The organism is Mycobacterium sp. 852002-50816_SCH5313054-b, from assembly GCF_001667185.1.
Taxonomy (GTDB): Bacteria; Actinomycetota; Actinomycetes; order Mycobacteriales; family Mycobacteriaceae; genus Mycobacterium.
The window spans coordinates 86,073-110,511 of the sequence record NZ_LZIC01000038.1; the positions used below are offsets into that span (position 1 = coordinate 86,073).

Here is a 24,439-nt window from a genome sequence, read left to right on the forward strand (position 1 = left end):
TATTGCACTATGATATAGTAAGTGGGCCCGAGCAGAAAGGGTGTGCGCATGAAGATCGCCATCGTCGGAGCCGGCATCGCCGGCCCCACGCTCGCGTACTGGCTTTGGCGCTACGGCCACGAGCCGACCCTGATAGAAAAATCGCCGCGGCTCCGCACCGGCGGTTATGTCGTGGACTTTTGGGGTGGCGGGTACACCGTCGCCGAACGCATGGGACTTGCCCCCGAATTGCACGCCGCCGGATACGAGGTGCAGGAGCTGCGACTCGTGGACCGGAATTCGCGGAAGGTGGGCGGCTTTTCGACGGAGTTGTTCCGGCGCAACCTCGATGGACGCTTCGCCACCCTGCCGCGCGGTGATCTGGCGGCCATGATCTACCGCTCGATCGACGACCACGTCGAAACCCTGTTCGGTGAGAGCGTTTCGGCCATCGCGCAAGACAACGCGGGGGTCCGGGTCACGTTCGAGCACGGCCAGTCACGCCCGTTCGATCTGGTCGTCGGCGCCGGTGGCATCCATTCGCCCGTGCGCGGCTTGGTGTTCGGCCCGGAATCGAATTTTGAGGTCGACCTAGGCTACCGAGTGGCCGCCTTCGGAGTCGAGGGCTATCAGCCGCGCGACGAGCTCGTCTACCTCGCCTACACGACACCCGGGCGTATGCTCGCGCGGTTTGCGATGCGCGGCGAAAAGACCTTGTTCCTGTCCGTTTTCACCGCCGACCACATGAGCGGCCCCGACCCGCAGGACTTGTCGGAGGTCAGGACCACCCTGTCGCAAGTCTTCGGCGACGCCGGGTGGGAATGCCCCGAGATCCTCCGCGAACTGGACGGCGCCCCCGAGGTGTACTTCGACCGCGTGAGCCAAATCGTCATGGACCGCTGGTCGCAGGGGCGGGTAGCACTCATCGGCGATGCCGCGGCCGCCGTCTCGTTATTGGCGGGGGAGGGGACGGGTCTGGCCATGGTGCAGGCCTACGTGCTGGCCGGCGAACTCGGCCGCGCGGGTGCCGATCACCGCGAGGCGTTTCGTCGCTACGAACGCCGACTGCGTCCGATCGTCGAGGCCAGGCAGCGGTCGGCGCGGGCGTTCGCCTCGATGTTCGCGCCCAAGACGACGCTCGGGTTGTGGACCCGGAATCAGGCATCCAAGTTGATGGACATCCCGTGGCTGGCCGGCCCGGTCATCAGGCGTGAATTCCGCGACGACATTGCTTTGCCCGAGTACGTCGCGCAGCGCTAGCTCGTGGCTGCCGAGCGGGACTCGACCAGGGCGGCGAGCTTGTCCAGGGCCATCCGGGTGCCCAGCTCGTTGTCGTGCGGGGAAATTCCGGCGGGGACGCCCTGGTGCAGCATCACCACCTCCGCGCCGCCGTCGGCGTCGGACAGCGTCGTGACGATCCGCATCGCGCCACCGAACGCCGGATCGGCCGTCTCGAATTCGAGTTCCTCGACCACCCGCTCGCCCGGCACCAGCTCGACGAACCGGCCGTGGTAGGTGTCGGTGGCTGCGGCCGTCTTGCCCCGCCGTTGCGGCGACGCGTATGTCAGCGACACCCGAAACCGGCCGCCGACGCGGGCGTCGAATTCGCGCACGAGTGCGCTCATGCCGTCGGGGACCCGCCATGCGGCAACCGCATCGGCGTCGATGAGCGCGCGGTACACCGCCTCCGGTGACGCGCGGATGCGCCGGACGACGCGGGTCTGCGTCATTGCGCGCGCTGGAGCGCCGCGTCCGTCGCCTCGCGGATCGGCCCGCGCCACACGTCGCCGTGGCCGGGTAGCAGCACCTCGGTGTCCAGCGAGGCCAGCGCGCCCAGGCTGTGCAGGCAGTTCCGCTGGTCGTGGCTGAACATCGCCGGCAGCAGCTGCGGCCCGCCGCGACGCAGCAGCGGGTGGCCGGTGATCAGGGCGTCGCCGCTGGCCAGCACGCCGTCGACGACGTACGAGCAGTGCCCGCCGGTGTGGCCCGGCGTGGCGATGGCCGTGGGGTTGCCGGGCAGGCCCGCGGCCACCTCGGCGGTCAGCGGCCGGGTCGACGGGATGCCGTCGCGGATCAGCCCGCCGTTGCGCACCACGTGCGCGCCCCACACCGCCCACCGTGGCCGCCAAATGCGCAGTGCCACATCGAAAATGGATACCTGCTCCAGGTACTCCCGCTTCGCGTGACCCACCTCGTCGGCGTGGCAATACACCGGGGTGCCGTGCTCGCGGGCGAACCAGATCGCCGAGCCCAGGTGGTCGATGTGCGCGTGCGTCAGCAGGATCGCGCGCACGTCGCCCGCGCCGTAGCCCAGCTTGGCCAGCGAGGCCAGCACGTCCTCGCGATCCCCGGGGTAACCGGCGTCGATCAGCAGCACGCCGGTGCCGTCGACGACCAGGGTCCAGTTAACGGCGTGGCCCTGGGCGAGGTACACGGTGTCGGTGACCTGAACAAGAGTCGGTGCTGGTCCCACGCCAGTGAGCATAGGAGTAGAAATAACCCGTGGCTGAACTGAAACTCGGATACAAAGCGTCCGCTGAACAATTCGCACCGCGCGAGCTCGTCGAACTGGCTGTCGCCGCCGAAGGTCACGGCATGGACAGCGCAACCGTCAGTGACCATTTCCAGCCGTGGCGGCACGAGGGCGGGCACGCCCCGTTCTCGCTGGCCTGGATGACCGCCGTCGGCGAACGCACCAAGCGGATCGTGCTGGGCACCTCGGTGCTGACCCCGACCTTCCGCTACAACCCCGCCGTCATCGCGCAGGCCTTCGCCACCATGGCCTGCCTGTACCCGAACCGGATCTTCCTCGGCGTCGGAACCGGCGAGGCGCTGAACGAGATCGCCACCGGGTACGAGGGCGACTGGCCGGAGTTCAAGGAGCGGTTCGCCCGGCTGCGCGAGTCGGTGCGGTTGATGCGGGAGCTGTGGCGCGGCGACCGCGTCGACTTCGACGGCGAGTACTACCGCCTCAAGGGCGCCTCGATCTACGACGTGCCCGAGGGCGGCGTCCCCATCTACATCGCGGCCGGCGGCCCGGCGGTGGCCAAGTACGCCGGGCGGGCCGGTGACGGGTTCATCTGCACCTCCGGCAAGGGCGAGGAGCTGTACAAGGACAAGCTGCTGCCGGCGGTGGCCGACGGCGCGGCGGCCGCCGAGCGCAATGTCGACGATGTCGACAAGATGATCGAGATCAAGATCTCCTACGACCCGGACCCCGCCCTGGCGCTGGAGAACACCCGGTTCTGGGCGCCGCTGTCGCTGACCGCCGAGCAGAAGCACAGCATCGACGACCCGATCGAGATGGAGAAGGCCGCCGACGCGCTGCCGATCGAGCAGGTCGCCAAGCGCTGGATCGTGGCCTCCGATCCCGACGAGGCCGTGGCGAAGGTCAAGGACTACGTCGACTGGGGCCTGAACCACCTGGTGTTCCACGCGCCCGGCCACGACCAGCGCCGGTTCCTGGAGCTCTTCGAAAAGGACCTGGCGCCCAGGCTGCGGCGACTTGCCTGAACCACCCTCAGCGATCTACGTTGCCGCTCCCGAGCCGGAGACCGGCAAGTCGACGATCGCGCTGGGTCTGCTGCACCGGCTGACCGCCACGGTCGCCAGGGTCGGTGTGTTCCGCCCGATCACCCGGGCTCCGGACGGCAAAGGCCGCGACTACATCCTGGAACTGCTGCTGGAGCACACCAGCGCGGGTCTTTCCTACGAGCAGTGCGTGGGCGTGACGTACCAGCAGCTGCACGCCGACACCGACGCCGCGATCGCCGGCATCGTCGACTCGTATCACGCGATGGCGCAGGGCTGCGACGCGGTGGTGATCGTCGGCAGCGACTACACCGACGTCGCCCGGCCCGCCGAGCTCTCGGTCAACGCGCGCATCGCGGCCAACCTCGGCGCGCCGGTGCTGCTGACCGTGAGCGGCAAAGGCCGTACCCCGGTGGAGGTGGCCGCCGTCGTCGAGGTGTGCCTGGCCGAGTTGATCGCTCGGCACGCCCACACCGCCGCGGTGGTGGCCAACCGCTGCGATCCGGCGGAGCTGGCCGACGTCCAAAAAAAGGTGGGGGAGGCGTTGCGGCCGTCCTCGCTGCGCAGCTACGTGCTGCCCGAGGAGCCGCTGCTGTCGGCGCCGACGGTCGCCGAACTGGAGGCGGCCGTGGGCGGGACGCCGGTCAGCGGCGAGGCGTCGCTGCGGGAACGTGAGGTGCTGGCCGTGCTGGTCGCCGGGATGACCGCCGATCACGTGCTGGAACGGCTGAGCGACGGCATGGCGGTCATCACCCCCGGCGACCGCTCCGACGTGGTGCTCGCCGTCGCCAGCGCCCACGCCGCGGAAGGGTTTCCATCGCTGTCGTGCCTGGTGCTCAATGGCGGGTTCGAGCTGCATCCCTCGATCGCGGCGCTGGTGAGCGGTCTGCGGCTGCGCCTGCCCATCATCGCGACCGCGCTGGGCACCTACGACACCGCCAGCGCGGCGGCCTCGGCGCGCGGCCGGGTCACCGCGATGTCGCAGCGCAAGATCGACACCGCGCTCGAGCTGATGGACCGCCACGTCGATATCGCGGATCTCCTGACGCAGCTTGCCATTTCGATCCCGACCGTGGTCACCCCGCAGATGTTCACCTACCAGCTGCGGCTGCGCGCCCGCGCGGATCGCAGGCACATCGTTCTTCCCGAGGGCGACGACGACCGCATCCTCAGATCGGCCGGCCGCCTGCTGCAGCGCGGCGTCGCCGACCTGACCATCCTGGGCGACGAAGCCCAGATCCGGCTCCGCTCGTCAGAGCTCGGCGTGAACCTGGACGGCGCAACGGTGATCGATCCGCTGACCAGCGAGCTGCGTGAGAAGTTCGCCGAACAGTACGCCGAGCTTCGCAAGGCGAAGGGGATCACCGTCGAGCACGCGCGCGAGATCATGCGCGACGGCACATATTTCGGCACCATGCTGGTCCACAACGGCGCGGTCGACGGCATGGTCTCGGGTGCCGCCCACACCACCGCGCACACCGTCCGGCCCGCCTTCGAGGTCATCAAGACCGTTCCGGATGTGTCCACCGTCTCCAGCGTCTTCTTCATGTGCCTGCCCGACCGGGTGCTGGTCTACGGCGACTGCGCGATCATCCCGAATCCGACGTCCGAGCAGCTCGCCGACATCGCGATCAGCTCCGCGCGCACCGCCGCACACTTCGGCATCGAGCCGCGAGTGGCCATGCTGTCCTACTCGACCGGGGATTCCGGTGCGGGAGCCGATGTGGAAAAGGTCAGGACGGCAACGGATTTGGTGCGACGCCGCGACCCGAAGCTGCTGGTCGAAGGTCCCATTCAGTACGACGCCGCCATCGAGCCGTCCGTCGCGGCCACCAAGCTGCGTGATTCGCCGGTGGGCGGGCGCGCCACGGTGCTGATCTTCCCCGACCTCAACACCGGCAACAACACCTACAAGGCGGTGCAGCGCAGCGCCGGTGCGATCGCTATCGGCCCGGTGTTGCAAGGCTTGCGCAAACCGGTCAACGACCTGTCCCGCGGCGCGACGGTCGAGGACATCGTGAACACCGTTGCCATCACCGCGATCCAGGCGCAGGGCAGCCATGGCCGGTAACCGCCTCGTGCTGGTGATCAACTCCGGCTCGTCGTCGCTGAAATTTCAACTGGTCGAGCCCGATTCGGGCGAGGCGCGGGCGTCCGGCCACATCGAGCGGATCGGGGAGGACGCCTCCTCCGTGCCCGACCACGACGCGGCGCTGCACCGCGCGTTCGACGAGTTGGCGCAGGACGGCATCGACCTACGGACGTGCGGTCTTGTGGCGGTCGGGCACCGGGTGGTGCACGGCGGCAACGAATTCTATCGGCCGACGCTGATGGACGACGCGCGCATCGCCGCCCTCGAGAAGCTGTCCGAATTGGCGCCGCTGCACAATCCGCCCGCGCTCAAGGGAATCGAGGTGGCGCGCAAGCTGCTGCCCGACGTGCCCCACGTGGCGGTGTTCGACACGGCGTTCTTCCACGACATGCCGCCCGCGGCGGCGACCTACGCGATCGACCGTCAGGTGGCCGAGCGGTGGCAGATCCGGCGCTACGGATTTCACGGCACCTCGCACCGTTACGTCAGCGAGCAGGCCGCCGCCTTTCTGGACCGGCCGATCGGCGGCCTGAAACAGATTGTGCTGCACCTGGGTAACGGTTCCTCGGCGTCCGCGGTCGCCGGCACCCGGCCGATCGACACGTCCATGGGCCTGACGCCGCTGGAGGGCCTGGTGATGGGCACCCGCAGCGGTGACATCGACCCCAGCATCGTCAGCTACCTGTGGCACCGGGCGAACATGGGCGTCGACGACGTCGAGGCCATGCTGAACGAACGGTCCGGGATGCTGGGCCTGTCCGGCGAGCGCGACTTCCGAAGGCTGCGCGAGATGATCGAATCGGGCGACGGCGCGGCGCAATTGGCCTACAGCGTGTTCATTCACCGGCTGCGCAAGTACATCGGCGCCTACCTGGCGGTCCTGGGGCACACCGATGTCATCACCTTCACCGCCGGAATCGGCGAGAACGATCCGGCCGTGCGCCGCGACGCGGTGGCCGGCCTGGAGGAGCTGGGCATCGTGCTCGACCAGCGCCGCAACCTCAGCGGGGGCCGGGGCGCGCGACAGATATCCGCCGACGGGTCGCCGATCGTGGTGCTGGTGATACCGACCAACGAGGAACTGGCCATCGCCCGCGACTGTGTCGGCGCGTTAAGCGGTTAGGAATCCCAGGCTGTTTCGCCCCGGCCCGACCGCCGGGGTGGGGTCGGCCCCCACGGTTCGCGTCAGCAGCTCGTGGTAGACGTCGCGAAAGTCGGTGGTGTACTTCAGGTCCCCGTTGTCCAGATCGGTGAGGCTGGGCTCCTCGCCGTAAAAGCCGCCTTTCACCGGCGTGCCCGCGACGAGGACGGGGCCGGCGGTGCCGTGGTCGGTGCCCTGAGAGGCGTTGGCGTGCACCCGGCGGCCGAACTCCGAGTACGCCATCACGACCACGTTCGAACCGGCCACCTGTTGTAGGAAGCCGGTGACCGCCTGGTCGAACGTCTGCAGCAGACGTTGCTGCGTGTTGCGTTCGCCGGCGTGGGTGTCGAATCCGCCCAGTTGCACCGTGTATACCCGCGTCGGCACCCGCGCCTTCACTGCCCCGGCCACCGCGCTCAGCTGTGCTGACAGCGAATTGTCCTGGTGACCTTTGGGTTTCACCGGATCGAATGTCTTGCTGACGGTCTGCGCGGCGCGATACGCCTTGCACACCGCGGCCATCGCCGGGGTGTCGTCGGGGTCGTCGGCGCCAAGCGCTCCCATGATCGCGTCGAGGCCGTCCCCGGCCGGGGCGTGGGTGGGGGAAAGCGCCGCCGCGGTGCGGTTTTCACCGACGGCCAGTGGCGGCAGCACGGGCCCGATGTTCACCGCGCGCAACGGGTCGTCGCCGGTGGCGTCGAGCCAGCGGCCGATCCAGCCGGTCGAGACCGGCTCGGCCGGCGACGCCGTCTGCCAGATGTCCATGGACCGGAAGTGGCTGTGGTCGGGCTTGGGATAGCCGACGCCTCGGACGATCGCGAGTTGGCGCTGGTTCCACAGTTGGGCCAGACCCTTCATCGCGGGGTTGAGCCCGAGCCGCTCGTCGAGGTGGATCACCTCGCCAGGCGCGTAGGCCAGGTCGGGCCGCGCGTCGTGGTACGTGTTGTCGCCGTAGGGGATCAGCGTGTTGATGCCGTCGTTGCCGCCGTAGAGCGTGGCGATCACCAGCACGCCGGCGCCCGCGGGCAGGGGGCGGTCCCGCGCGGCGCGAATGAGGTCGGGCCGTTCGACCGCCACCGCCGTCGACAGCAGGCCGGCCGCGCCGACGCCCGCGCTGGCGATCAGGAATCTGCGGCGGTTGATCTCGGGCATCGGCTATCCACTCAGGAGGTCAGGTATTCGGGAGTGTTGACGGCGGCGGCGACCAACTGCGGCGGCCTGCCCACCAGGGGTTGCAGCGCGTCGGCGGTCCGGTCCGACCACGCCCCGACCCCGATCAGGTAGCCGACCGCGTCGATGCGGTCGCCCGGGGCGGCGCTTTCGACGCCCGACAGATCGCCGACCTGCGCCAGCCGGCTCGCGGCGCGCAGCCTGGTCTGTGCGCTCGCGGTGGACAGCCACACCTGGCCGCGCGGCCAGCCGCCGACGCTCGGAGGGTAGAACGGCCGCTGCCCCAGCCCGCGCAACGTCGCGTCGGCGAGCTTGCGGTGCGCCGGGTCCGCCGCCGGCACGCGCAGCGCACGCATCACGCCGACGAGCCATTCGACCGGGGTGTTTACTCTGCTGTTTCGGGCGCCTCGGCCCGAGGTGAATTCGTCGTCGGTGAGGATCGCTCGGGTCAGTGCCCGCAGGTCGCGTCGCGGGCCGTACGCGGCGACCAGGCGGCCGAGCGTCTGCGGTGAGGGCGGGTCGTCCGAAGCCAATCGCTGCCACAGGCGTCCCGCGACGTACTCCGCCGACTTGGGCTGGCTCAGCACGGCGTCGCAAAATCCGGCGGCGTCGAAGTTCTGGGTCCGGCCGAACAGCGTCTTGGCGCTCGGGTCATGGCGTTTCGGAAGCAGGGCCGTTTGGCCGTTGGCGCCGATCTCCCATCCCGTCAGGGCCCGCGCGCCGGCGCGCACGTCGTCCTCGGTGTAGCCGTTGCCGTGACCCAGCGCGAACAGCTCCATGAACTCGCGCGCGAGGTTCTCGTTGGGGGCCTTGGCCGTATTGGTCTGGCCGTCCAGCCAGCGCAACATCGCGGCGTCGGTCAGCATCGCGTAGGCCAGCGCGCGGAAGTCGCCCAGCGATCCGGCGCGCAGCTTCTGGTTTTGCGCGGCCATGTGCGCCGCCACCCGCACCTTTTGGGCGGAAGTGGCAAAGTGGTTGTGCCACAACAGGGTCAACTTCTCGTGGATCGGCTGGCCGACGGTGACCATGCGGCTCAGCCACCAGTCGGACAGCACGCGCTGCTGCTCGGAAAGCTGGCCGTTGTATTGCTTGCGGGCCGCCGGGGTCGCGCCCTTGCCGGGGGCGCGCGGCGCCTGCAGGGAGGGCATCGGGGTGGCGATCGCGCCCGGGTCCGCGTCGGGGTTGGTGCTCAGCATGGTGTCGACGTGGCCCGGCCAGTCCCGGGTCAGGGCCGCGTCGACCTCGGGCCCGGTCACCCCGAACCCGGCCCGACGCAGCCCGCTGGCGGTGCTGATCCACCGCGTCGACTCCCCCGACATGGGATAACTGTGCGGCACGAACCTAGGTTTTCGCTGTGTGTGCGGTCGCTGCCTCGAGTGTGCGTCGACGGCGGGAAAATCGCCCGATTTCCACCCCTGGCGCACACGCAAAGCCATGGATGCGCACTCGATTGCCCTGTGTATAGAGGGAGCCGCGAACTGTGGTCGATGTGCGACCGTTCCGGCATGGAACCGGGGGAACCGTTTATCGGCAGCGAGGCATTGGCGAGCGGGGCGTTGAGCCGCAATGAGCTGCGGACCGGCTATCGCGCGGTGTTTCCGAACGTCTACCTGACCAAGGAGGTCGAGCTCTCGCTTGAGCTGCGCGTCTTCGCCGCCTGGGTGTGGTCGCGGCGGAAGGCGACGATCGTGGGCGCGGCCGCCGCGGCCTTACACGGCTCCAAGTGGATTCCCGACAATGTTCCGATCGAGCTGAATCACGCCAACACGCGCCCGCCTCGCGGCGTGCTGACGCGGCGCGACGCGCTGCTCGAGGGCGAGACGCAGGTGATGGACGGGCGCACCGTGACCACGCCCGAGCGAACCGCCTTCGACATCGGGCGGCGCGGGGCCGTTCATTCGGCCGTGGTCCGGCTCGACGCGCTCGCGCGGGCAACGGGTTTCAAGGTCGAGGACGTGCTGCGCCTCGCGAAGTGCCGTCCCCACTCGCCGGGGCTGCGGCGGCTGGAGGCTGCGCTGGCACTCGTCGACCCAGGCTCGCAGTCGCCGCGCGAGAGTTACCTGCGGCTGCTGCTCATCGACGGGGGCCTGCCTCGGCCCCAGACACAGATACCGGTGCTCGCCGACGACGGCATTCCCTTCGCTTACCTCGATATGGGCTGGGAGGAGCACATGGTTGCGGTCGAATACGACGGCGATCAACATCGGACCGACCGACGGCAATACGTCAAAGACATTCGGCGCAGTGAGATGCTCGAGCGGATGGGCTGGATCGTCGTCCGGGTCGTTGCGGAGGACCGCCCCGCCAGCATCTTGCACCGCGTCCGCGAGGCGCTGGTGGATCGAGTGTGAACGCGAGGCTTTTCAGTGTGAGCTCAGGGTGATGTTCATCGGCGTGTCGCCGCCCAGGATTCACACTCGACGCCCACCTAGAACGTGCTCGTCGGTCGCACACTGTTCGCCATGTCCACCAGCGTGTAGCGATGCCGTTGCGTGGGCGCGACGCGGGCCAGGCTGCGCAGCGACGCCTCGACGCCCAGTCGCAGGCCGTGTTCGGTGAACGGAAAGCCGAGGATGTGGTTGGTGCTGGCCTCGTTGCTCCCCAGCCAGTCCATCGCGCCGCCGAGCACCAGGGCGCGGATCTGCAGCACGCGCGGTTCGGTCGGCGGCAGCGCCTCCACGCGGCGGGCCGCGTCGCGGATCTGCTCCTCGGTGATTTCGCCCGCCGACCGGCCGGACATCAGGGTCACCGCGCTGGTCAGCCGCGCGGTGGTGAAATGCCTTGAGGTGGGCGGCACTTCGTCCAGGGTGCTCACCGCGGTCTCTCGATCACCCTCGGCCGAAAGGGATCTGGCGAGCCCGAACGCCGCCGAGATCACGCCGTCGTTGGTCTTCCACACGGTTTGGTAGAACTTGTGGTCGTCGGTGTTGCCGGCGAGCTCGGCCGTGGCGGCCAGCGCGAGCTTGGGGCCGAGCTCGCCGGGGAACGTGTCCAGCACCTCGGTGAAATGCTTTGTGGCGGAGTCGTAGTCGCCCGTGAGCAGCTCGGCCACGGCCCGGTACCAGACCAACCGCCACCGCCAGCCGACCCGCTCGGCCAGGTCGTCGAGCTTGCGGGTGGCCTTGGCCACGTCGCCGAGGTCCAGCAGCGCGCGGACCTCCATCAGCGGCAGCTCGATCGACTCGGCCACCTCGATGCCGTCGGCGTCCAGCGAGCCGTGGCGGGCCGCGCGCAACGAGTCCAGCGTCTGCACCGGCTGGGACAGCACCGTCGCCTGCAGCACGGGCGCGGCGACGTCGGCCGGGTCGACCAGCGGCACCGGCAGCGCCGTCACGATCTCCCGGGCGGTCAGCTTCTCCGAGTGCACCTGCCCGTCCAGGTACACGTCGGTGTGCGCGACGAGCAGGTCCACCCCGAACGTCGATCGGCTCGGCGAAAAGACCGTCGACAGGCCGGGTCTCGGTATCCCGGTGTCCTGGGCGACCACCTCGCGCAGCACGCCCATCAACTGGGCGGACATCTCGTCGGCGGTGGAGAACCGGCGCCGCGGGTCCGGGTCGGTGGCGCGCCGCAGCAGCCGGCCGAACGAGTCGTAGTTCTTCAGCACCGGATCGTCGTCCGGCAGGCCGTCGACGTAGCGGCCGTTGCGGGTGCGCAGGTTCAGGGTCAGCGCCGCCAGGGTGCGGCCCACCGTGTAGATGTCGGTGGCGATCGTCGGGCCGGTGCGCACAATCTCCGGCGCCTGGAAACCCGGTGTGCCATACAGGTATCCGAACGAATTGATCCGCGACACCGCGCCCAGGTCGATGAGCTTGAGTTGCTCCTCGGTGAGCATGATGTTCTCCGGCTTCAGGTCGTTGTAGACCAGGCCGATCGAGTGCAGGTAGGTCAGCGCGGGCAGGATCTCCAGCAGGTAGGCGATCGCCTCGGCGACGGGCAGCTTCTCGGACTTGCCGTCCTTGATGGCCCGCTTGAGCGACTGCCCGCCGATGTACTCCATGACGATGTAGCCGACGGGGGCCCCGTGGGCGTCCGTGTGCTCGACGAAGTTGAAGATCTGCACGATCTGCGGGTGAACCACCTCGGCGAGGAACTGGCGCTCGGCCATCGCGATGGCCTGCGCCTCGGCGTCGCCGGAATGCACCAGGCCCTTGAGCACCACCGGGCGGTCGTTGACGTTGTGGTCGAGCGCCAGGTAAACCCAGCCCAGTCCGCCGTGCGCGATGCAGCCCTTGACCTCGTACTGCCCGGCGACGGTGTCACCCGGATTAAGTTGCGGCAGGAAGGAATACGGGCTGCCGCACGACGGGCACCAGCCCTCCGACTCGCCCTTGCCCTCCGCCCCCGACCGGCCGACCGGCTTGCCGCAGTTCCAGCAGAAGCGCTTGGACTCCGGCACCACCGGGTTGGTCATCAGGGCCTCGAGCGGATCGATGTCCCGCACCCGCGGGATCTCGACCAGGCCACCGCCGAGCTGCCGCGTCGGCGGCAGCACCCGCGTGGCCACCGTCATCCGTTCCGGCGCGTCGGTGTCGAGCCCGGGGATGAGGAAGTCGTCGTCATCGTCGTCGAAATCGGGACGGAACAGCGCCTGGGTGGCCTGCGGGCGCGACTCCGCCGCCGCGCCGGTCTGCACCTCGGGCGGCTGGTCTTCGGAATCCTCGAAGTGGGTGGCCTCGGCCATCAGTCCACATACCTCGGCGTCGGGGGGGCGGGCGCGGGACCCAGAACCGTCAACCACTTGCGGTACAACGTGTTCCACGTGCCGTCCCGGCGGATGCGTTCCAGCGTGCCGTTGACGAACCGGACCAGGCCGGTGTTGTTCAGGTTGACGCCGATGCCGTAGGGCTGGGTGGCCATGTTCGGCCCCACGATGTGCAGGTAGGGGTCTTCCTCCACCAGCCCGGCCAGGATCGAGTCGTCGGTGCTGACGGCGTCGATCTCCCGTTGCTGCATGGCGACCAGGCAGTCGGCCCAATTCACCACCGACACGACGACCGGCGGCGGGTCGATCTGCTGGATCCGGTGCAGCGACGTGGTTCCCTTGGCCACGCAGACGCGCCTGCCCGACAGGTCGGCCACCTTGGCGATCGGCGAGTCCCGCGGGGCCAGGATGCGCTGGTTGGCGTCGAGGTAGACGGTGGAGAAGTTGACCAGCTTGCGCCGCTCGCAGGTGATGGTCATGGTCTTGACCACGACGTCGACCTCCGAGCGCTGCAGCGCGGTGACGCGCTCGTCGGCGGAGAGGATCCGGTACTCGACGTGCGACGGGGCGCCGAAGATGTCGCGCGCGATCTCGCCGGCGATGTCGACGTCGAAGCCGGTGATCTCGCCGGTGATCGGGTCGCGGAAGCTGAACAGGTTGCTGCCGATGTCGAGCCCGACGATCAGCCTGCCGCGCGCGCGGATGTCGGCCACGGCGGCGTCGGCCTCGGCCTTGTTGGGGAAGGGCCGCAGGCTGGCGGTCGCGTTGCAGCCCTGGCTGGGGTCGTCGGGCGGCACCGGCGGCTGCGGAGGCAGCTGCTCCATGCCGACCGGCGTGGGCGGCGGCAGCGTCGGCACGGTGGCCACCGTCAGCGTCTCGGTGTGGCCGCAGCCGGCCAGCACGACCGCGGTGGCCAGTGCGCCCAGACAGCGCCTCATCACCGGTATTCCTTCAGCCGTGGCCACAGGCCCAGCGCGACGGCGATCGCGGCTCCGAGGGACAGCACGACGCCGCCCACCTGGGCGCCGGACAGCCCGCTGCGCGCGTTGAGCACGTCGTTGCGCAGGTGGGTCCGGCTCTGGTCCATGGCCTTGCCCAACTCGTCCTCGAGCTTGTCGAAGGCGGGGGTCGAGTCGTCCTCGCCGCTGCCCAGCGCGACCTGCGTGGCCGCCCGGTAGTTGCCCACCGAGATGTAGGAGTTGATCCGGTCGTTGGCCTGCCGCCAGCGCAGCAGCAGCTGATCGGCGCCCTCCAGGTCGGGCTTGTCGACGGCGTCGCTGCGCGACAGGTACTGCTCGAGCTGGGAGTGCATGGAGTCGATGCGGTCGTAGAACGACTGCTTGCGCATCTCTTCGTCGCCGCGGCGAATCAGCGACAGCGTCTCGTCGGCCCGCGCCTGTTGCGCGGTGATGGCGACGTTGGTGACGGTCCTGAGTGACTCCGCGGCGGTGTCCTTGGCGCTACGACTCGCGGTCGTGGAGATGGTTAGCGCGGTCCCGACCCATACCACCATGACGAGGATACCGAGCGCGCCGACGACCAGCCCGGGGTTGATCCGGCGCCGGGTGCGCCGGGCCAGCCAGCGATGGGAGAACGCGCCGAACACCACCGTGCTGGCGACGACGAGGATCACCGGGGCCGGGAAGTGCGTGGACGCCGTGGTTTCGCTGTCCACCCGCTCCGACGTCGCCTGATACAGCTGCGCGGCGTCCGGCAGGATCCTCGACTGCATCAGCCCCGAGGCCTCCGACAGGTACGACGACCCGACCGGGTTGCCCTCCCGGTTGTTGGTCCGCGCGATTTCGATCAGCCCCGTGTACACCGCCAATTCGGCATTGAGCCGGCCCAGCAACTGCACCAGCGGTTCGTCGGTCAGCCCGCTCGACGCGCGGGTCACGGCCACCGAGGCGTCCGTGATGGCCTGCTCGTAGCGCAGCCGGACCGGGCGCGGCTCGGCCTGGGCGATGAACGCGGTGGCCGCCGCCGCGTCGGCCACCGACAGCGTCGTGTAGAGCCGCCCGGCGGCGAACGACAGCGGCTCGGTGTGGTTGAGCACCGTGGAGAGCACCTGCTGGCGGTGGTTGATCGTCGTCGACGTGGCGAAGGCGCTGGAGACGCCGAGGGCGGCCAGCACGATCCCGATGGTCAGGATCCGCCCCGGCGTGGTGGAGACAAACCACCAGCGGGGGTGGGCCGGTTCGGCCGGCGACCGCGACCCCTTCGGCTCGGTCGACGGGTGCGCCAGCTCAACCGTCACGTCTGCTCAGCCCTCATCTTTCGGCCCCAAATTTCGCCGCACCAACCCGAATAAGCGAATTCTAAGAGAATGTTGGGCCGGATGGGGGGAGGCGACCCGATTGACCGGGCGGATCGCCTGCATATCCTGATCTCGTGCACGGCGACGGTGACGGATGGGTGGTATCCGACAGCGGCGCTCATTACTGGGGCCGCTACGGCGCGGCCGGCCTGTTGTTGCGCGCCCCCCGGCCCGACGGCACGCCCGCGGTGCTGCTGCAGCACCGGGCGGTGTGGAGCCACCAAGGCGGCACGTGGGGTCTGCCCGGCGGTGCCCGGGACAGCCACGAGACCCCGGAGCAGACCGCGGTCCGCGAGGCGCATGAGGAGGCCGGCCTGCTGGCCGACCTGGTCTCCGTCCGGGCCACGGTCGTCACCGCCGACGTTTCCGGCATCGGCGGCACCCGCTGGAGTTACACCACCGTCGTCGCCGACGCGGCCGAGTTGCTGCCGACCGTGCCCAACCGGGAGAGCGCCGAGATGCGCTGGGTCGCCGAGAGCGAGGTGGCCGACCTGCCGCTGCATCCCGGTTTCGCGGCCAGCTGGCAGCGGCTGCGCACCGCGCCGGCGTTGGTGCACCTGGACCGCGACGACGAACGGCGCCGGTACCTGCCGCGCACGCTCGAGATCGAGGCCGGCGTGTTCGTGTGGTGCATGCCGGGTGCGGCCGGCGAAGAGCCGTCGCAGCTCAGCCGCCGGATCAGCTCGCTGCTGCAAGCGCCGACCTGAGCCGTTCGGCGGCCGCCCGCGGGTCGGCGGCCGCGGTGATGGCCCGCACCACCACGATTCGCCGCGCGCCGGCGGCGAGCGCGTCGGGCAGCCGCTCGGGGTCGATGCCGCCGATCGCGAACCACGGCTTGTCCGTGGCGAGTGCGGCGGCCGCCCGCACCAGTTCCAGGCCTGGCGCGGGGCGACCCGGCTTCGTCGGGGTGGGCCAGCACGGCCCGACGCAGAAGTAGTCGGCCTCCGCTGCGGCGGCCGCCGCCGCCTGGTCGGGGTCGTGGCTGGACAGCCCGATCACCGTGTCCGGCCCGACGATCTCGCGCGCCACGCCCAGCGGCAGGTCGCGTTGGCCCAGGTGCAGCACGTCGGCGCCGGACGCGCGGGCGATGTCCGCGCGGTCGTTGACCGCGAACAGGGCGCCGTGCCGGCGGGCCGCCTCGGCGAGAATCTCGCAGGCGGCCAGCTCGTCGCGCGCCTCGAGCGGCCCGAACTGCAGCTCCCCGGCAGACCCCTTGTCGCGGAGCTGGACGATGTCGACCCCGCCGGCCAGGGCGGCGTCGGCGAACTCGGCCAGGTCGCCCAGCTCGCGGCGGGCGTCGGTACACAGGTACAGCCTCGCCGCGGCGAGACGGGAAGCCGGTTGGTGCACAGCGCGACGGTATCGCGCTAGCGTGGACTCCGAAGAGCACGGGAGCCCCGGGTTACCGGCGGGGCTGAGAGTGGGCATCGCCAGAAACAACTGGACCTGCCCTTACCGTCACACCTGATCCGGGTCATGCCGGCGAAGGGAGCAGCAGATGCCACATTCACTCGCCGTGGTAGGCGGCGGGGTCATCGGGCTGTCGGTGGCGCGCCGCGCCGCGCAGGCCGGCTGGGCGGTGCGGGTGCATCGCACCGGCGACGCCGGCGCGTCGTGGGTCGCGGGCGGCATGCTGGCCCCGCACAGCGAGGGCTGGCCCGGCGAGGAGCGGTTGCTGCGGCTGGGCCTGGAATCGCTGCGGCTGTGGCGCGAGGGCGGTTATCTGGACGGCCTGCCGCCGGGGGTGGTCACCGCCCGCGAGTCGCTGGTGGTGGCCGTCGACCGGGCCGACGCCGCGGACCTGCGCACCGTCGCCGACTGGCTGTCCGAGCAGGGGCACCCGGTGGTCTGGGAGTCCGCCGCACGCGACGTGGAACCCCTGCTGGCCCAGGGCATCCGGCATGGTTTCCGGGCGCCCACCGAGCTGGCAGTGGACAATCGCGCGGTGCTCGACGCGCTGAGCGTGGCCTGCGAGCGCCTGGGGGTGCGCTGGGCCGGGCCGGTGAGCGACCTCGCCCTGGTGCAGGCCGACGCGGTGGTGATCGCCAACGGCATCGACGCGCCCACGCTGTGGCCCGGCCTGCCGGTGCGCCCGGTGAAGGGCGAGGTGCTGCGGCTGCGCTGGCGAAAAGGGTGTATGCCGTTACTGCAGAGGGTGATTCGTGCCCGCGTGCACGGACGCCAGGTGTACCTGGTGCCGCGCCCGGACGGGGTGGTCGTCGGCGCCACCCAATACGAGCACGGACGCGACACCGCGCCGGCGGTGTCCGGGGTGCGTGACCTGCTCGAGGACGCGTGCGCGGTGCTGCCGGCGCTGGGGGAGTACGAGCTGGCCGAGTGCGCCGCCGGGCTGCGGCCGATGACACCCGACAATCTGCCCATCGTGCAACGTCTGGACGCGCGCACCCTGGTCGCCGCAGGCCACGGACGATCCGGGTTCCTGCTGGCGCCGTGGACCGCCGAACAGATTGTCTCCGAACTCCTCCCGGTCGGAGCCGCCTCATGATCGTCACGGTCAACGAACAACAGGTCGAGGTCGACGAGCGGACCACCGTCGCCGCGTTGCTGGAGTCGCTGGGCTTCCCCGACCGGGGCATCGCGGTGGCGATGGGCTTGGCGGTGCTGCCGCGTTCGCGGTGGGCCACAACGCTATTCGACGGTGCCCGACTCGAGGTGCTGACGGCGGTGCAAGGTGGCTGAGTCCAAACTGACGATCGCCGATCGCAGCTTCGCCTCGCGGCTCATCATGGGCACCGGGGGAGCGACGAACCTGGCGGTGCTCGAGGAGGCGCTGATCGCGTCGGGGACCGAGCTGACGACCGTCGCGATCCGGCGGGTGGACGCCGAGGGCGGGACCGGACTGCTGGACCTGCTCAACCGGCTGGGCATCACGCCGCTGCCCAACACCGCGGGGTGCCGCGGCGCCGCCGAGGCGGTGCTGACCGCGCAGCTGGCCAGGGAGGCGCTGAACACCGATTGGGTCAAGCTCGAGGTGATCGCCGACGAACGCACGCTGCTGCCCGACGCGATCGAATTAGTCCGGGCGGCAGAGCAATTGGTCGACGACGGGTTCGTCGTCCTGCCCTACACCAACGACGACCCGGCGCTCGCCCGTCGCCTTGAGGACGCCGGCTGCGCGGCGGTGATGCCGCTGGGCGCCCCGATCGGCACCGGCCTGGGCATCACCAACCCGCACAACATCGAGATGATCGTCGCGCGGGCGGGCGTGCCGGTGGTGCTCGACGCGGGCATCGGCACCGCCAGCGATGCCGCGCTGGCGATGGAATTGGGTTGCGACGCAGTACTTTTGGCGACCGCGGTGACCCGCGCTGCCGACCCGCCGGCCATGGCAGCGGCGATGGCCGCCGCCGTCACCGCCGGCCACCTGGCGCGGCGCGCCGGGCGGATCCCGAAGCGGTTCTGGGCGCAGGCGTCCAGCCCCGACCGATGAAGCGCTATGTCGCGCTGGGCAGTTCGATGGCCGCCGGGCCCGGCATCAGGCCCCGCGCTACCGGCGCGCCGCGGTGGTCGGGCCGATCGGCCCGCAACTATCCGCACCTGGTCGCCGAACGGCTGCACCTCGACCTGGTGGACGTCACCTTTTCCGGCGCCACCACGGCCCACGTGCTGGCCGAACACCAGCACGGCCGGCCGCCGCAGATCGCCGCGCTGGACGGCTCGGAGGGCCTGGTCACGGTGACCGTTGGCGGCAACGACGTCGGCTACGTGCCGCTGTTGATGGCCGCCGCGCTGCCGCGCGCGGTCCGCGGGCTGCCGCTGCTGGGCGGGCTCATTTCCGAACTGCTGGACCGCGACACGCGCGATCGGGCGCTGGCCGACGTGTTCGATTCGTTGTGCGCGGTCGGCACCGCGCTGCGCCAGGGCGCCCCGCGCGCCCGGGTGTTGTTTGTCGACTACCTGACGATCCTGCCGCCCGCGGGTGCGCCGGCTCCGCCGCTGCCGCAAGCGGATGCGGACCTGGGCCGCCACGTCGCCGCGACGCTCGAGCGCGTCACCGCCGACGCGGCTGCCGCGACCGGATGCGAGATCGTGCGCGCCGCCGACGCCAGCCGGCAACACCACGCGTGGTCGGCCGAGCCGTGGACCACCAGGCCCGCGCGATACGGTGTGCCGCTACCGGGCCGGCCGGCCCCGCTGCACCCCAACGGCGCGGGGATGCGCGCTGTCGCGGATTTGGTTGCCGCGCAACTGTAGAGCCTTAGCCGTTGGTGCGCCACCACTGGTAGAGCGCGTTGACGTCGGTGTTGGAGGCCCGGATGTGGCTCAGCACGTTCTTGGCGTCGGTGGTCCAGGTGATGACCGCGGCGTTCTTGTAAGTTCCGCACGCCACCTGCCCCGCCGTCGCGCCCGAACTGCCCTGGTGCCAGGTGCCCGGCGATTGACCGTTGTCACCGCACGCGCTCAGCGACACACCGTTGATGCCGGAGGTGAACGCGGCGGCCAGGTCGCTGCCGTTGTTGAAGAGTTGGTAGACGCCGGCGGCCGGTCCGCTGGAATCGGGGTTTTGCCCGCAATCGAGTTCGGCCAGAACGGGACCCGACAATGGCGCCGCCTGACAATTGTTGAGGCCGTAGCCCTTGGACAGCGAACCGGCCAGGTTGTTGATGTCGGCCGAGCTACCGGTGCCGGGGTCCGCGGTCGCCGTGACCGCCCCGACGAGGGCGGAACCGCCCATGAGCGCCACAGCCGTCGCGGCGCGCAGCGCGTTGGTGAGAGGGGACATTCTGAACTCCTTCATGGTGGGGGAAAATCAAGGAACCCGAGCTGCTTTCGGACCGCGCCATCGGAATGTATTGCGGGCCAATGGTTAATGTCAGCCGTTCGCGCGCCACCACTGGTAGAGCGCCGCGACGTCGGAGTTGGATCCGCGGATGAGGCTCAGCACGTTTTTGGAGTCCGTGGTCCAGATGACCTCGGCGGCATTCTGGTAGGTGCCGCACGCCACGGATCCCGAGTTGGCGTTGTTACTGCCTTGGTGCCAGGTCGTGGGCGATTGGCCGGCGTCCCCGCATGCGGTCAACACGTCGTCCTTGATGCTGGTCTTGAACGAGCCGTTCAGGCTGTCGGCGTTGTTCAGGAGGATGTACCTCGCCTGGATCGGGCCGCTGGGATCGGGGTTTTGTCCGCAGGTGAGCACGGCCAGCTCGCCGGCGTCGATGTTCCCGGCCGTGCAGTTGTTGAGGCCGTAGCCCTTGGACAGCGAGGCGGCCAGCGTGTTGACGTCCGCCGAGTTACCGGTATTGGTGGGGTCGGCTACCGCCGCGGCGGCACCGGCCAACGCGAAAACGCCCGCGAGCGCAGCCGCCGTCGCGGCTCGCAGCGCCTGGCTCAGATGAGGCATCCTTGGCTCCTAACGGTTGCGTCGCGCACCGGAAACAATGCTTCCGCTAAATGGATCGTAGGGCTATGTCCTGTCTATGCAACACATTCCGCTAGAAATTATCTGTTTGGGCATCTATTTAACCGCGGCCGGGCGGCCCCGTCCGCGCGGCAAAGCGGTTCACGGCCAGGCTATTTCGGGCCCGTCCGCCACATTCGCGCCGCTCAGCCGTGCACGCAAATAGCGAATTTCGCAGAGATAGTGCCGTCCCCGCGCCGCTCGGGTATGGTAAGCACCGCTTCACGCCGGTTAACTCCTCGCGACTGGAGAATCCATGACACAGCCACCACCGCCACCGGGATACCCGCCGCAGCAGCCTGTTGGGCAAGCGCCGAATAACTACTTGGTGTGGGCGATTTTGGCGACGATATTCTGCTTTCCCATCACCGGGATCGTCGCGATCGTGAAAGCGGCCCAGGTCAATGGAATGTGGGCGCAGGGTTTGCACGCAGAGGCACAGGCGGCGGCCGCCAGCGCCCGCAAGTGGGTCATCTGGTCGGTCATCATCTGGGCCGTCTGGGTTGTCGTCGCCATCATCTACACGGTGGCGGTCGGTATGAACGCGGACAACACCAGCGCGGCCATGATTTCCGCGATGTTCTAAGCGCGGACGCTCGTGGTAACGCGCCAACGACCGGCGCGGTTCGCCCTCGGCGCGCCGCTCCTGGTGGCCGCGTCCACGACGCTGGTGTGCGCCGCCACCTGGGTGGGTGATCCCACCACGGCGGGCGGACCGCTGCCGGTGTGTCCCACCAAGGCGCTGCTGGGCATCGACTGCCCGGGGTGCGGCAGCGCGCGAATGTTGTATTCGCTGATGCACGGCAACGTGGCGGCGGCGGCCCGGTTCAACGCGCTCGGCTTGGTGGCGCTGGTGCTGTTGGTGTGGGCCTATGGGGCGTGGACCTACGGCCGGGTGACGGGCCGGCGGGTCAACGGCTGGCAGCACCAGCGCTGGACGGCGATGGTGACTCTGGTGCTGGTGGCGGTTTGGTTTGTGGTGCGCAACATTCCTTTCGCGCCATTCACCGCGCTGTATGTCTAACCTTGGGCGCGATGGTTAAAAAATGGCGGACGATCCCGGCGGTGCTCGGCGTTGTCGCGCTGACCGCAGCCCTGGCCGGTTGCTCGCAGCGCTGCGCCACCTCGGAGCAGGCGAGCGCTGACCCGGCCGCGGCGGCGTTCGCGACCTCCCTGCACGACAAGGTCACGGCCGACGCGATGATGGCGCACCTGTCGAAACTCCAGGACATCGCCAACGCCAACAACGGCACCCGCGCCGTGGGCACCCCCGGCTACGAGGCCAGCGTCGATTACGTGGTTAACACGTTGCGCAACAGCGGTTTCGACGTGCAGACCCCGGAGTTCTCGGCGCGGGTGTTCCACGGCGACAAACCGGCGGTGACGGTCGGCGGCGCGGCCGTGGAGGCGCGGCCGTTGGAGTTCAGCCTCGGCACTCCGCCCGACGGGGTGAGCGGGCCGCTGGTTCCGGTGCCGCCGGGGGACGACCCAGGCTGTAAGCCCTCCGACTTCGACGGGCTGCGGGTGCAGGGCGCGGTGGTGCTGGTGGACCGAGGCACCTGCCCGTTCGCCCAGAAGGAGGGCGCCGCCGCGCAGCGGGGTGCCGTCGCGATGATCGTCGCCGACAACGTCGACGAGCAGCAGATGGGCGGCACCCTCGGGCCCGACACCGACGTGAAGATCCCGGTGCTGAGCGTGACCAAGTCCATCGGGATTCAGCTGCGCGCGCAGCCGGGGCCGACCACGATCAAGCTCAACGCGAGCGTGCAAAACGTCAAGGCCCGCAACGTGATCGCCCAGACCAAGACCGGGTCGCCCACCGACGTGGTGATGGCGGGCGCGCACCTGGACAGTGTTCCCGAGGGACCGGGCATCAACGACAACGGGTCGGGCGTGGCCGCCGTCCTGGAAACCGCGGTGCAGCTGGGGAATTCGCCGCAGGTGCACAACGCGGTGCGGTTCGGCTTCTGGGGTGCCGAGGAGCTCGGACTGATCGGCTCGCGTAACTACGTGGAGTCGCTGAACGTCGACGGGCTCAAAGACATCGCGCTGTACCTGAACTTCGACATGCTCGCGTCGCCCAACCCCGGTTACTTCACCTATGACGGCGACCAGTCGCTGCCGATGGACGCGCGCGGCCAGCCGGTGGTGCCGGAGGGCTCGGCCGGCATTGAGCGCACGCTGGTCGCCTACCTGAAGTCGGCCGGCAAGACGGCGCAGGACACCTCGTTCGACGGCCGTTCGGACTACGACGGATTCACGCTGGCGGGTATCCCGGCGGGCGGCCTGTTCTCGGGTGCGGAGGTGAAGAAGTCGGCCGAGCAGGCCAAGCTGTGGGGCGGGGCCGCCGACCAGCCGTTCGACCCCAACTATCACCAGAAAACCGACACCCTCGACCACATCGACCGCACGTCGCTGGGCATCAACGGCGCCGGTGTGGCCTATGCGGTGGCCTTCTACGCGCAGGACATCGGCGGCCGCAACGGGGTTGCGGTGCTGGCGGATCGCACGCGCCACGTGCTCGCCAAGCCATGATGCGCCCGCTGGCCTCGGCGCTGATCGTGATCGGGCTGGTGGCGGGATGCTCGTCGCCGCGCCCTGGGCCGGCGGCGGCGCCGGACCTCGGTCGGGGGCTGGCCCAGAAGGTCACCGCGGACCGGCTGGTCACCCACCTGCGCGCGCTGCAGAACGTTGCCAACGCCAACCGCGGAAACCGCGCGGACGGCACGCCCGGCTATGACGCCAGCGTCGAGTATGTGGCGAAGATGTTGCGGGACAGGGGTTTCAACGTATCCACACCGCAGTTCGACCGGCTCTACAACGTCTCGCCCGGTAAGCCCGCGCTCACCGTGGCCGGCCGCACCTATCAGGTCGACCAGGCGTCGCTGCTGGTCCGAACACCTCCCGGCGGACTCACCGGGCCGCCGGTCCATCCGACGCGACCGTCGGGCTGCGCCGTCGGCGATTACCCGGCCGCGGTGCCCAAGGGGGCGATCGCCGTCGTCGACGACTCGGGTTGCTCGGTGGTCGACAAGCAGCACAGCGCAGTGGCCAAGGGCGCGGCGGCGCTGATCGTCCTCAGTGCGCCCAGCGGCCAGGGGGCTCCGCCCGGCCTCTTCGTGCCCGGTTATTTCAAGCAACTGACCGTGCCGGTCGCCGTCGTCGGTGCCTACGGCGCCCCCGCGCTCGGGGGTGAGACCGCGCCGATACGCCTGGTGCTGGACGCCGAGAACATCAAGATCAGCTCGCGAAACGTGCTGGCGCAGACCGAAACCGGCTCGCCGCACGAGGCGATCGTGGTCGGCGCGCATCTCGACGGCCCGCGCGATGGCCCGGGCATCAACGACAACGCGACCGGCGTGGCCGCCGTACTGGAGACGGCGCTGCAGCTGGGCCCGTTGGCTCCGGTGAACAACGCGGTGCGGTTCGTGTTCTGGGGAGCCGACGAGGACGGGCTCAACGGCGTCACCGACTACGTGTTCGGCATGGATGCCAACCAACTCAACGACATCGCGATGTACCTGGACTTCACCGTGCTCGGCTCACCGAACGCCGGCTTCTTCACCGACGACGGCGACCAGTCCGGTCCGCCCACGCCCGGGATCGCCTTCGGTGATGTGCCAGACGGGTCCGCCGGCATCGAGCGCACCCTGGGCGGCTACCTGAACCTGGCCGGGAAGCGGCCCGCCGATATGCCGTTGGGCACCAGGACCGACTACCACCCCTTCATGGTCGCGGGCGTGCCGATCGGGGGCATGACCGCCGGGGCTTCGCAGCCGAAGACCACGGTGCAGGCGCGGCTGTGGGGCGGCCAGGCCGGTCTCCCGTTCGATCCCAACTTCCAGGGTCCCCGCGACACGGCCGATGCCGTCAACCGGGAAGCGTTGGCGATCATGGGTTCTGGCGCGGCGTTCGCGGTGGGCACGTACGCGCAGTCGATCGGCGGGGTCAACGGCGTGCCGCCGCACGACAAGCGCCACCGCACGCGGGTGCCTTAGCGCGGCTGTCGCAAGTTGCCTCATGTCAAGATGCGCGCGAAGGGTGCTTCGTTGCCTCACGTGAGCGTGCGCGCTTGGTGATTGGAG

The 24,439-nt window shown here is 69.8% G+C and carries 24 protein-coding genes and 1 riboswitch; of the genes, 14 read left to right on the top strand and 10 right to left on the bottom strand.

Annotated features, from left to right (window positions below; genetic code table 11):
* Window positions 1–48: 48 nt before the first annotated feature.
* Window positions 49–1,239 (top strand): FAD-binding domain, encoded by a 1,191-nt coding sequence (locus tag A5787_RS07525; RefSeq protein ID WP_066963943.1) that lies wholly within the window; start codon window positions 49–51, stop codon window positions 1,237–1,239.
* Here the strand turns inward: A5787_RS07525 and A5787_RS07530 are convergent.
* Together A5787_RS07530 and A5787_RS07535 are read right to left on the bottom strand one after the other, a co-directional pair.
* Window positions 1,236–1,709 carry an SRPBCC domain-containing protein gene (locus A5787_RS07530; RefSeq protein WP_066963945.1) on the bottom strand — a complete coding sequence of 158 codons (474 nt, stop codon included), beginning with the start codon at window positions 1,707–1,709 and terminating at the stop codon, window positions 1,236–1,238. The two genes, A5787_RS07525 and A5787_RS07530, sit on opposite strands and share 4 nt — an antisense overlap.
* Entirely contained in the window at window positions 1,706–2,452 is a 747-nt protein-coding gene (locus A5787_RS07535) for an MBL fold metallo-hydrolase (protein ID WP_231993881.1), read from the bottom strand. Before A5787_RS07535 ends, A5787_RS07530 begins: the two co-directional genes overlap by 4 nt.
* A 29-nt stretch (window positions 2,453–2,481) precedes the next feature.
* Here A5787_RS07535 and fgd point away from each other — a divergent pair, with 29 nt between their 5' ends.
* From fgd to A5787_RS07550, 3 genes are read left to right on the top strand one after another with little or no spacing between them, the layout of a single operon-like run.
* The gene (fgd, locus tag A5787_RS07540) at window positions 2,482–3,492 is read left to right on the top strand and encodes a glucose-6-phosphate dehydrogenase (coenzyme-F420) (protein ID WP_066963949.1); all 1,011 of its coding nucleotides are present in this window, start codon (window positions 2,482–2,484) and stop codon (window positions 3,490–3,492) included.
* Window positions 3,485–5,581, top strand: coding sequence for a phosphate acetyltransferase (gene pta / locus A5787_RS07545; RefSeq protein ID WP_066963952.1), 2,097 nt, complete (start codon window positions 3,485–3,487; stop codon window positions 5,579–5,581). The genes fgd and pta overlap by 8 nt, the downstream gene beginning before the upstream one ends.
* Complete coding sequence (locus A5787_RS07550; protein WP_066963955.1) at window positions 5,571–6,725, top strand: acetate kinase; 1,155 nt, start codon at window positions 5,571–5,573, stop codon at window positions 6,723–6,725. Before pta ends, A5787_RS07550 begins: the two co-directional genes overlap by 11 nt.
* On the opposite strand, the gene A5787_RS07555 is transcribed toward A5787_RS07550, so the two are convergent.
* Both A5787_RS07555 and A5787_RS07560 read right to left on the bottom strand, forming a co-directional pair.
* Complete coding sequence (locus A5787_RS07555) at window positions 6,714–7,895, bottom strand: DUF1501 domain-containing protein (protein ID WP_066963957.1); 1,182 nt, start codon at window positions 7,893–7,895, stop codon at window positions 6,714–6,716. The genes A5787_RS07550 and A5787_RS07555 overlap by 12 nt on opposite strands.
* Window positions 7,896–7,906: 11 nt before the next feature.
* Entirely contained in the window at window positions 7,907–9,232 is a 1,326-nt protein-coding gene (locus A5787_RS07560) for a DUF1800 domain-containing protein (RefSeq protein ID WP_066963960.1), read from the bottom strand.
* Between the two features lie 186 nt (window positions 9,233–9,418).
* Here A5787_RS07560 and A5787_RS07565 point away from each other — a divergent pair, with 186 nt between their 5' ends.
* Window positions 9,419–10,264 (top strand): endonuclease domain-containing protein, encoded by an 846-nt coding sequence (locus tag A5787_RS07565; protein WP_156763811.1) that lies wholly within the window; start codon window positions 9,419–9,421, stop codon window positions 10,262–10,264.
* A 77-nt stretch (window positions 10,265–10,341) separates the two neighbouring features.
* Here the strand turns inward: A5787_RS07565 and A5787_RS07570 are convergent, their stop codons facing one another.
* From A5787_RS07570 to glnX, 3 genes are read right to left on the bottom strand one after another with little or no spacing between them, the layout of a single operon-like run.
* Window positions 10,342–12,597, bottom strand: coding sequence for a serine/threonine-protein kinase PknG (locus A5787_RS07570; protein WP_066963966.1), 2,256 nt, complete (start codon window positions 12,595–12,597; stop codon window positions 10,342–10,344).
* Complete coding sequence (locus A5787_RS07575) at window positions 12,597–13,556, bottom strand: glutamate ABC transporter substrate-binding protein (protein ID WP_066963969.1); 960 nt, start codon at window positions 13,554–13,556, stop codon at window positions 12,597–12,599. The genes A5787_RS07570 and A5787_RS07575 overlap by 1 nt, the downstream gene beginning before the upstream one ends.
* Window positions 13,556–14,875, bottom strand: coding sequence for a protein kinase G-activating protein GlnX (gene glnX / locus A5787_RS07580; RefSeq protein WP_066963973.1), 1,320 nt, complete (start codon window positions 14,873–14,875; stop codon window positions 13,556–13,558). Before glnX ends, A5787_RS07575 begins: the two co-directional genes overlap by 1 nt.
* Window positions 14,876–15,009: 134 nt before the next feature.
* Here glnX and A5787_RS07585 point away from each other — a divergent pair, with 134 nt between their 5' ends.
* Complete coding sequence (locus A5787_RS07585) at window positions 15,010–15,642, top strand: NUDIX hydrolase (RefSeq protein WP_066963976.1); 633 nt, start codon at window positions 15,010–15,012, stop codon at window positions 15,640–15,642.
* Here the strand turns inward: A5787_RS07585 and thiE are convergent.
* Entirely contained in the window at window positions 15,614–16,285 is a 672-nt protein-coding gene (gene thiE, locus A5787_RS07590; protein ID WP_066963979.1) for a thiamine phosphate synthase, read from the bottom strand. The two genes, A5787_RS07585 and thiE, sit on opposite strands and share 29 nt — an antisense overlap.
* 28 nt (window positions 16,286–16,313) lie before the next feature.
* Window positions 16,314–16,443, top strand: a riboswitch (TPP riboswitch).
* Here thiE and thiO point away from each other — a divergent pair.
* The 4 genes from thiO to A5787_RS07610 all read left to right on the top strand — a co-directional run bounded on the left by thiO (window position 16,434) and on the right by A5787_RS07610 (window position 19,150).
* Window positions 16,434–17,441: a glycine oxidase ThiO gene (gene thiO, locus A5787_RS07595; protein WP_066964034.1), complete on the top strand. Its 1,008-nt coding sequence runs from the start codon at window positions 16,434–16,436 to the stop codon at window positions 17,439–17,441. (Overlaps the previous riboswitch by 10 nt.)
* Window positions 17,438–17,635: a sulfur carrier protein ThiS gene (gene thiS, locus A5787_RS07600; RefSeq protein ID WP_066963982.1), complete on the top strand. Its 198-nt coding sequence runs from the start codon at window positions 17,438–17,440 to the stop codon at window positions 17,633–17,635. The genes thiO and thiS overlap by 4 nt, the downstream gene beginning before the upstream one ends.
* Window positions 17,628–18,386 carry a thiazole synthase gene (locus tag A5787_RS07605; protein ID WP_066963985.1) on the top strand — a complete coding sequence of 253 codons (759 nt, stop codon included), beginning with the start codon at window positions 17,628–17,630 and terminating at the stop codon, window positions 18,384–18,386. Before thiS ends, A5787_RS07605 begins: the two co-directional genes overlap by 8 nt.
* Entirely contained in the window at window positions 18,383–19,150 is a 768-nt protein-coding gene (locus A5787_RS07610) for an SGNH/GDSL hydrolase family protein (protein WP_066963988.1), read from the top strand. The genes A5787_RS07605 and A5787_RS07610 overlap by 4 nt, the downstream gene beginning before the upstream one ends.
* Before the next feature lie 4 nt (window positions 19,151–19,154).
* Here the strand turns inward: A5787_RS07610 and A5787_RS07615 are convergent, their stop codons facing one another.
* Window positions 19,155–19,679 (bottom strand): serine/threonine protein kinase, encoded by a 525-nt coding sequence (locus A5787_RS07615; protein ID WP_066964037.1) that lies wholly within the window; start codon window positions 19,677–19,679, stop codon window positions 19,155–19,157.
* A 90-nt stretch (window positions 19,680–19,769) separates the two neighbouring features.
* A complete protein-coding gene (locus tag A5787_RS07620; RefSeq protein WP_066963991.1) occupies window positions 19,770–20,297 on the bottom strand; it encodes a serine/threonine protein kinase in 528 nt (175 codons plus the stop codon).
* Between the two features lie 313 nt (window positions 20,298–20,610).
* On the opposite strand from A5787_RS07620, the gene A5787_RS07625 reads away from it, so the two are divergent.
* The 4 genes from A5787_RS07625 to A5787_RS07640 are packed head-to-tail and all read left to right on the top strand — an operon-like array spanning window position 20,611 to window position 24,352.
* Window positions 20,611–20,940 carry a CD225/dispanin family protein gene (locus tag A5787_RS07625; RefSeq protein WP_066963996.1) on the top strand — a complete coding sequence of 110 codons (330 nt, stop codon included), beginning with the start codon at window positions 20,611–20,613 and terminating at the stop codon, window positions 20,938–20,940.
* A gap of 12 nt (window positions 20,941–20,952) precedes the next feature.
* Window positions 20,953–21,378, top strand: a complete 426-nt coding sequence (locus tag A5787_RS07630) for a DUF2752 domain-containing protein (RefSeq protein WP_066963999.1) — start codon at window positions 20,953–20,955, stop codon at window positions 21,376–21,378.
* 11 nt (window positions 21,379–21,389) lie between these two features.
* Window positions 21,390–22,889: a M28 family metallopeptidase gene (locus tag A5787_RS07635; RefSeq protein ID WP_066964040.1), complete on the top strand. Its 1,500-nt coding sequence runs from the start codon at window positions 21,390–21,392 to the stop codon at window positions 22,887–22,889.
* Window positions 22,886–24,352 carry a M28 family peptidase gene (locus A5787_RS07640; RefSeq protein WP_156763812.1) on the top strand — a complete coding sequence of 489 codons (1,467 nt, stop codon included), beginning with the start codon at window positions 22,886–22,888 and terminating at the stop codon, window positions 24,350–24,352. The genes A5787_RS07635 and A5787_RS07640 overlap by 4 nt, the downstream gene beginning before the upstream one ends.
* Window positions 24,353–24,439: the final 87 nt, after the last annotated feature.

What these genes read in the sequence shown, in the direction of transcription:
- A5787_RS07620 (WP_066963991.1), bottom strand. Translation starts at nt 20,297, where the DNA reads ATGCCTCATCTGAGCCAGGCGCTGCGAGCCGCGACGGCGGCTGCGCTC.
- A5787_RS07575 (WP_066963969.1), bottom strand. Translation starts at nt 13,556, where the DNA reads ATGAGGCGCTGTCTGGGCGCACTGGCCACCGCGGTCGTGCTGGCCGGC.
- A5787_RS07560 (WP_066963960.1), bottom strand. Translation starts at nt 9,232, where the DNA reads ATGTCGGGGGAGTCGACGCGGTGGATCAGCACCGCCAGCGGGCTGCGT.
- A5787_RS07570 (WP_066963966.1), bottom strand. Translation starts at nt 12,597, where the DNA reads ATGGCCGAGGCCACCCACTTCGAGGATTCCGAAGACCAGCCGCCCGAG.
- A5787_RS07615 (WP_066964037.1), bottom strand. Translation starts at nt 19,679, where the DNA reads ATGTCCCCTCTCACCAACGCGCTGCGCGCCGCGACGGCTGTGGCGCTC.
- A5787_RS07635 (WP_066964040.1), top strand. Translation starts at nt 21,390, where the DNA reads ATGGTTAAAAAATGGCGGACGATCCCGGCGGTGCTCGGCGTTGTCGCG.
- A5787_RS07555 (WP_066963957.1), bottom strand. Translation starts at nt 7,895, where the DNA reads ATGCCCGAGATCAACCGCCGCAGATTCCTGATCGCCAGCGCGGGCGTC.
- thiS (WP_066963982.1), top strand. Translation starts at nt 17,438, where the DNA reads ATGATCGTCACGGTCAACGAACAACAGGTCGAGGTCGACGAGCGGACC.
- A5787_RS07565 (WP_156763811.1), top strand. Translation starts at nt 9,419, where the DNA reads ATGGAACCGGGGGAACCGTTTATCGGCAGCGAGGCATTGGCGAGCGGG.
- A5787_RS07610 (WP_066963988.1), top strand. Translation starts at nt 18,383, where the DNA reads ATGAAGCGCTATGTCGCGCTGGGCAGTTCGATGGCCGCCGGGCCCGGC.
- A5787_RS07625 (WP_066963996.1), top strand. Translation starts at nt 20,611, where the DNA reads ATGACACAGCCACCACCGCCACCGGGATACCCGCCGCAGCAGCCTGTT.
- thiO (WP_066964034.1), top strand. Translation starts at nt 16,434, where the DNA reads ATGCCACATTCACTCGCCGTGGTAGGCGGCGGGGTCATCGGGCTGTCG.
- A5787_RS07550 (WP_066963955.1), top strand. Translation starts at nt 5,571, where the DNA reads ATGGCCGGTAACCGCCTCGTGCTGGTGATCAACTCCGGCTCGTCGTCG.
- A5787_RS07525 (WP_066963943.1), top strand. Translation starts at nt 49, where the DNA reads ATGAAGATCGCCATCGTCGGAGCCGGCATCGCCGGCCCCACGCTCGCG.
- A5787_RS07640 (WP_156763812.1), top strand. Translation starts at nt 22,886, where the DNA reads ATGATGCGCCCGCTGGCCTCGGCGCTGATCGTGATCGGGCTGGTGGCG.
- A5787_RS07530 (WP_066963945.1), bottom strand. Translation starts at nt 1,709, where the DNA reads ATGACGCAGACCCGCGTCGTCCGGCGCATCCGCGCGTCACCGGAGGCG.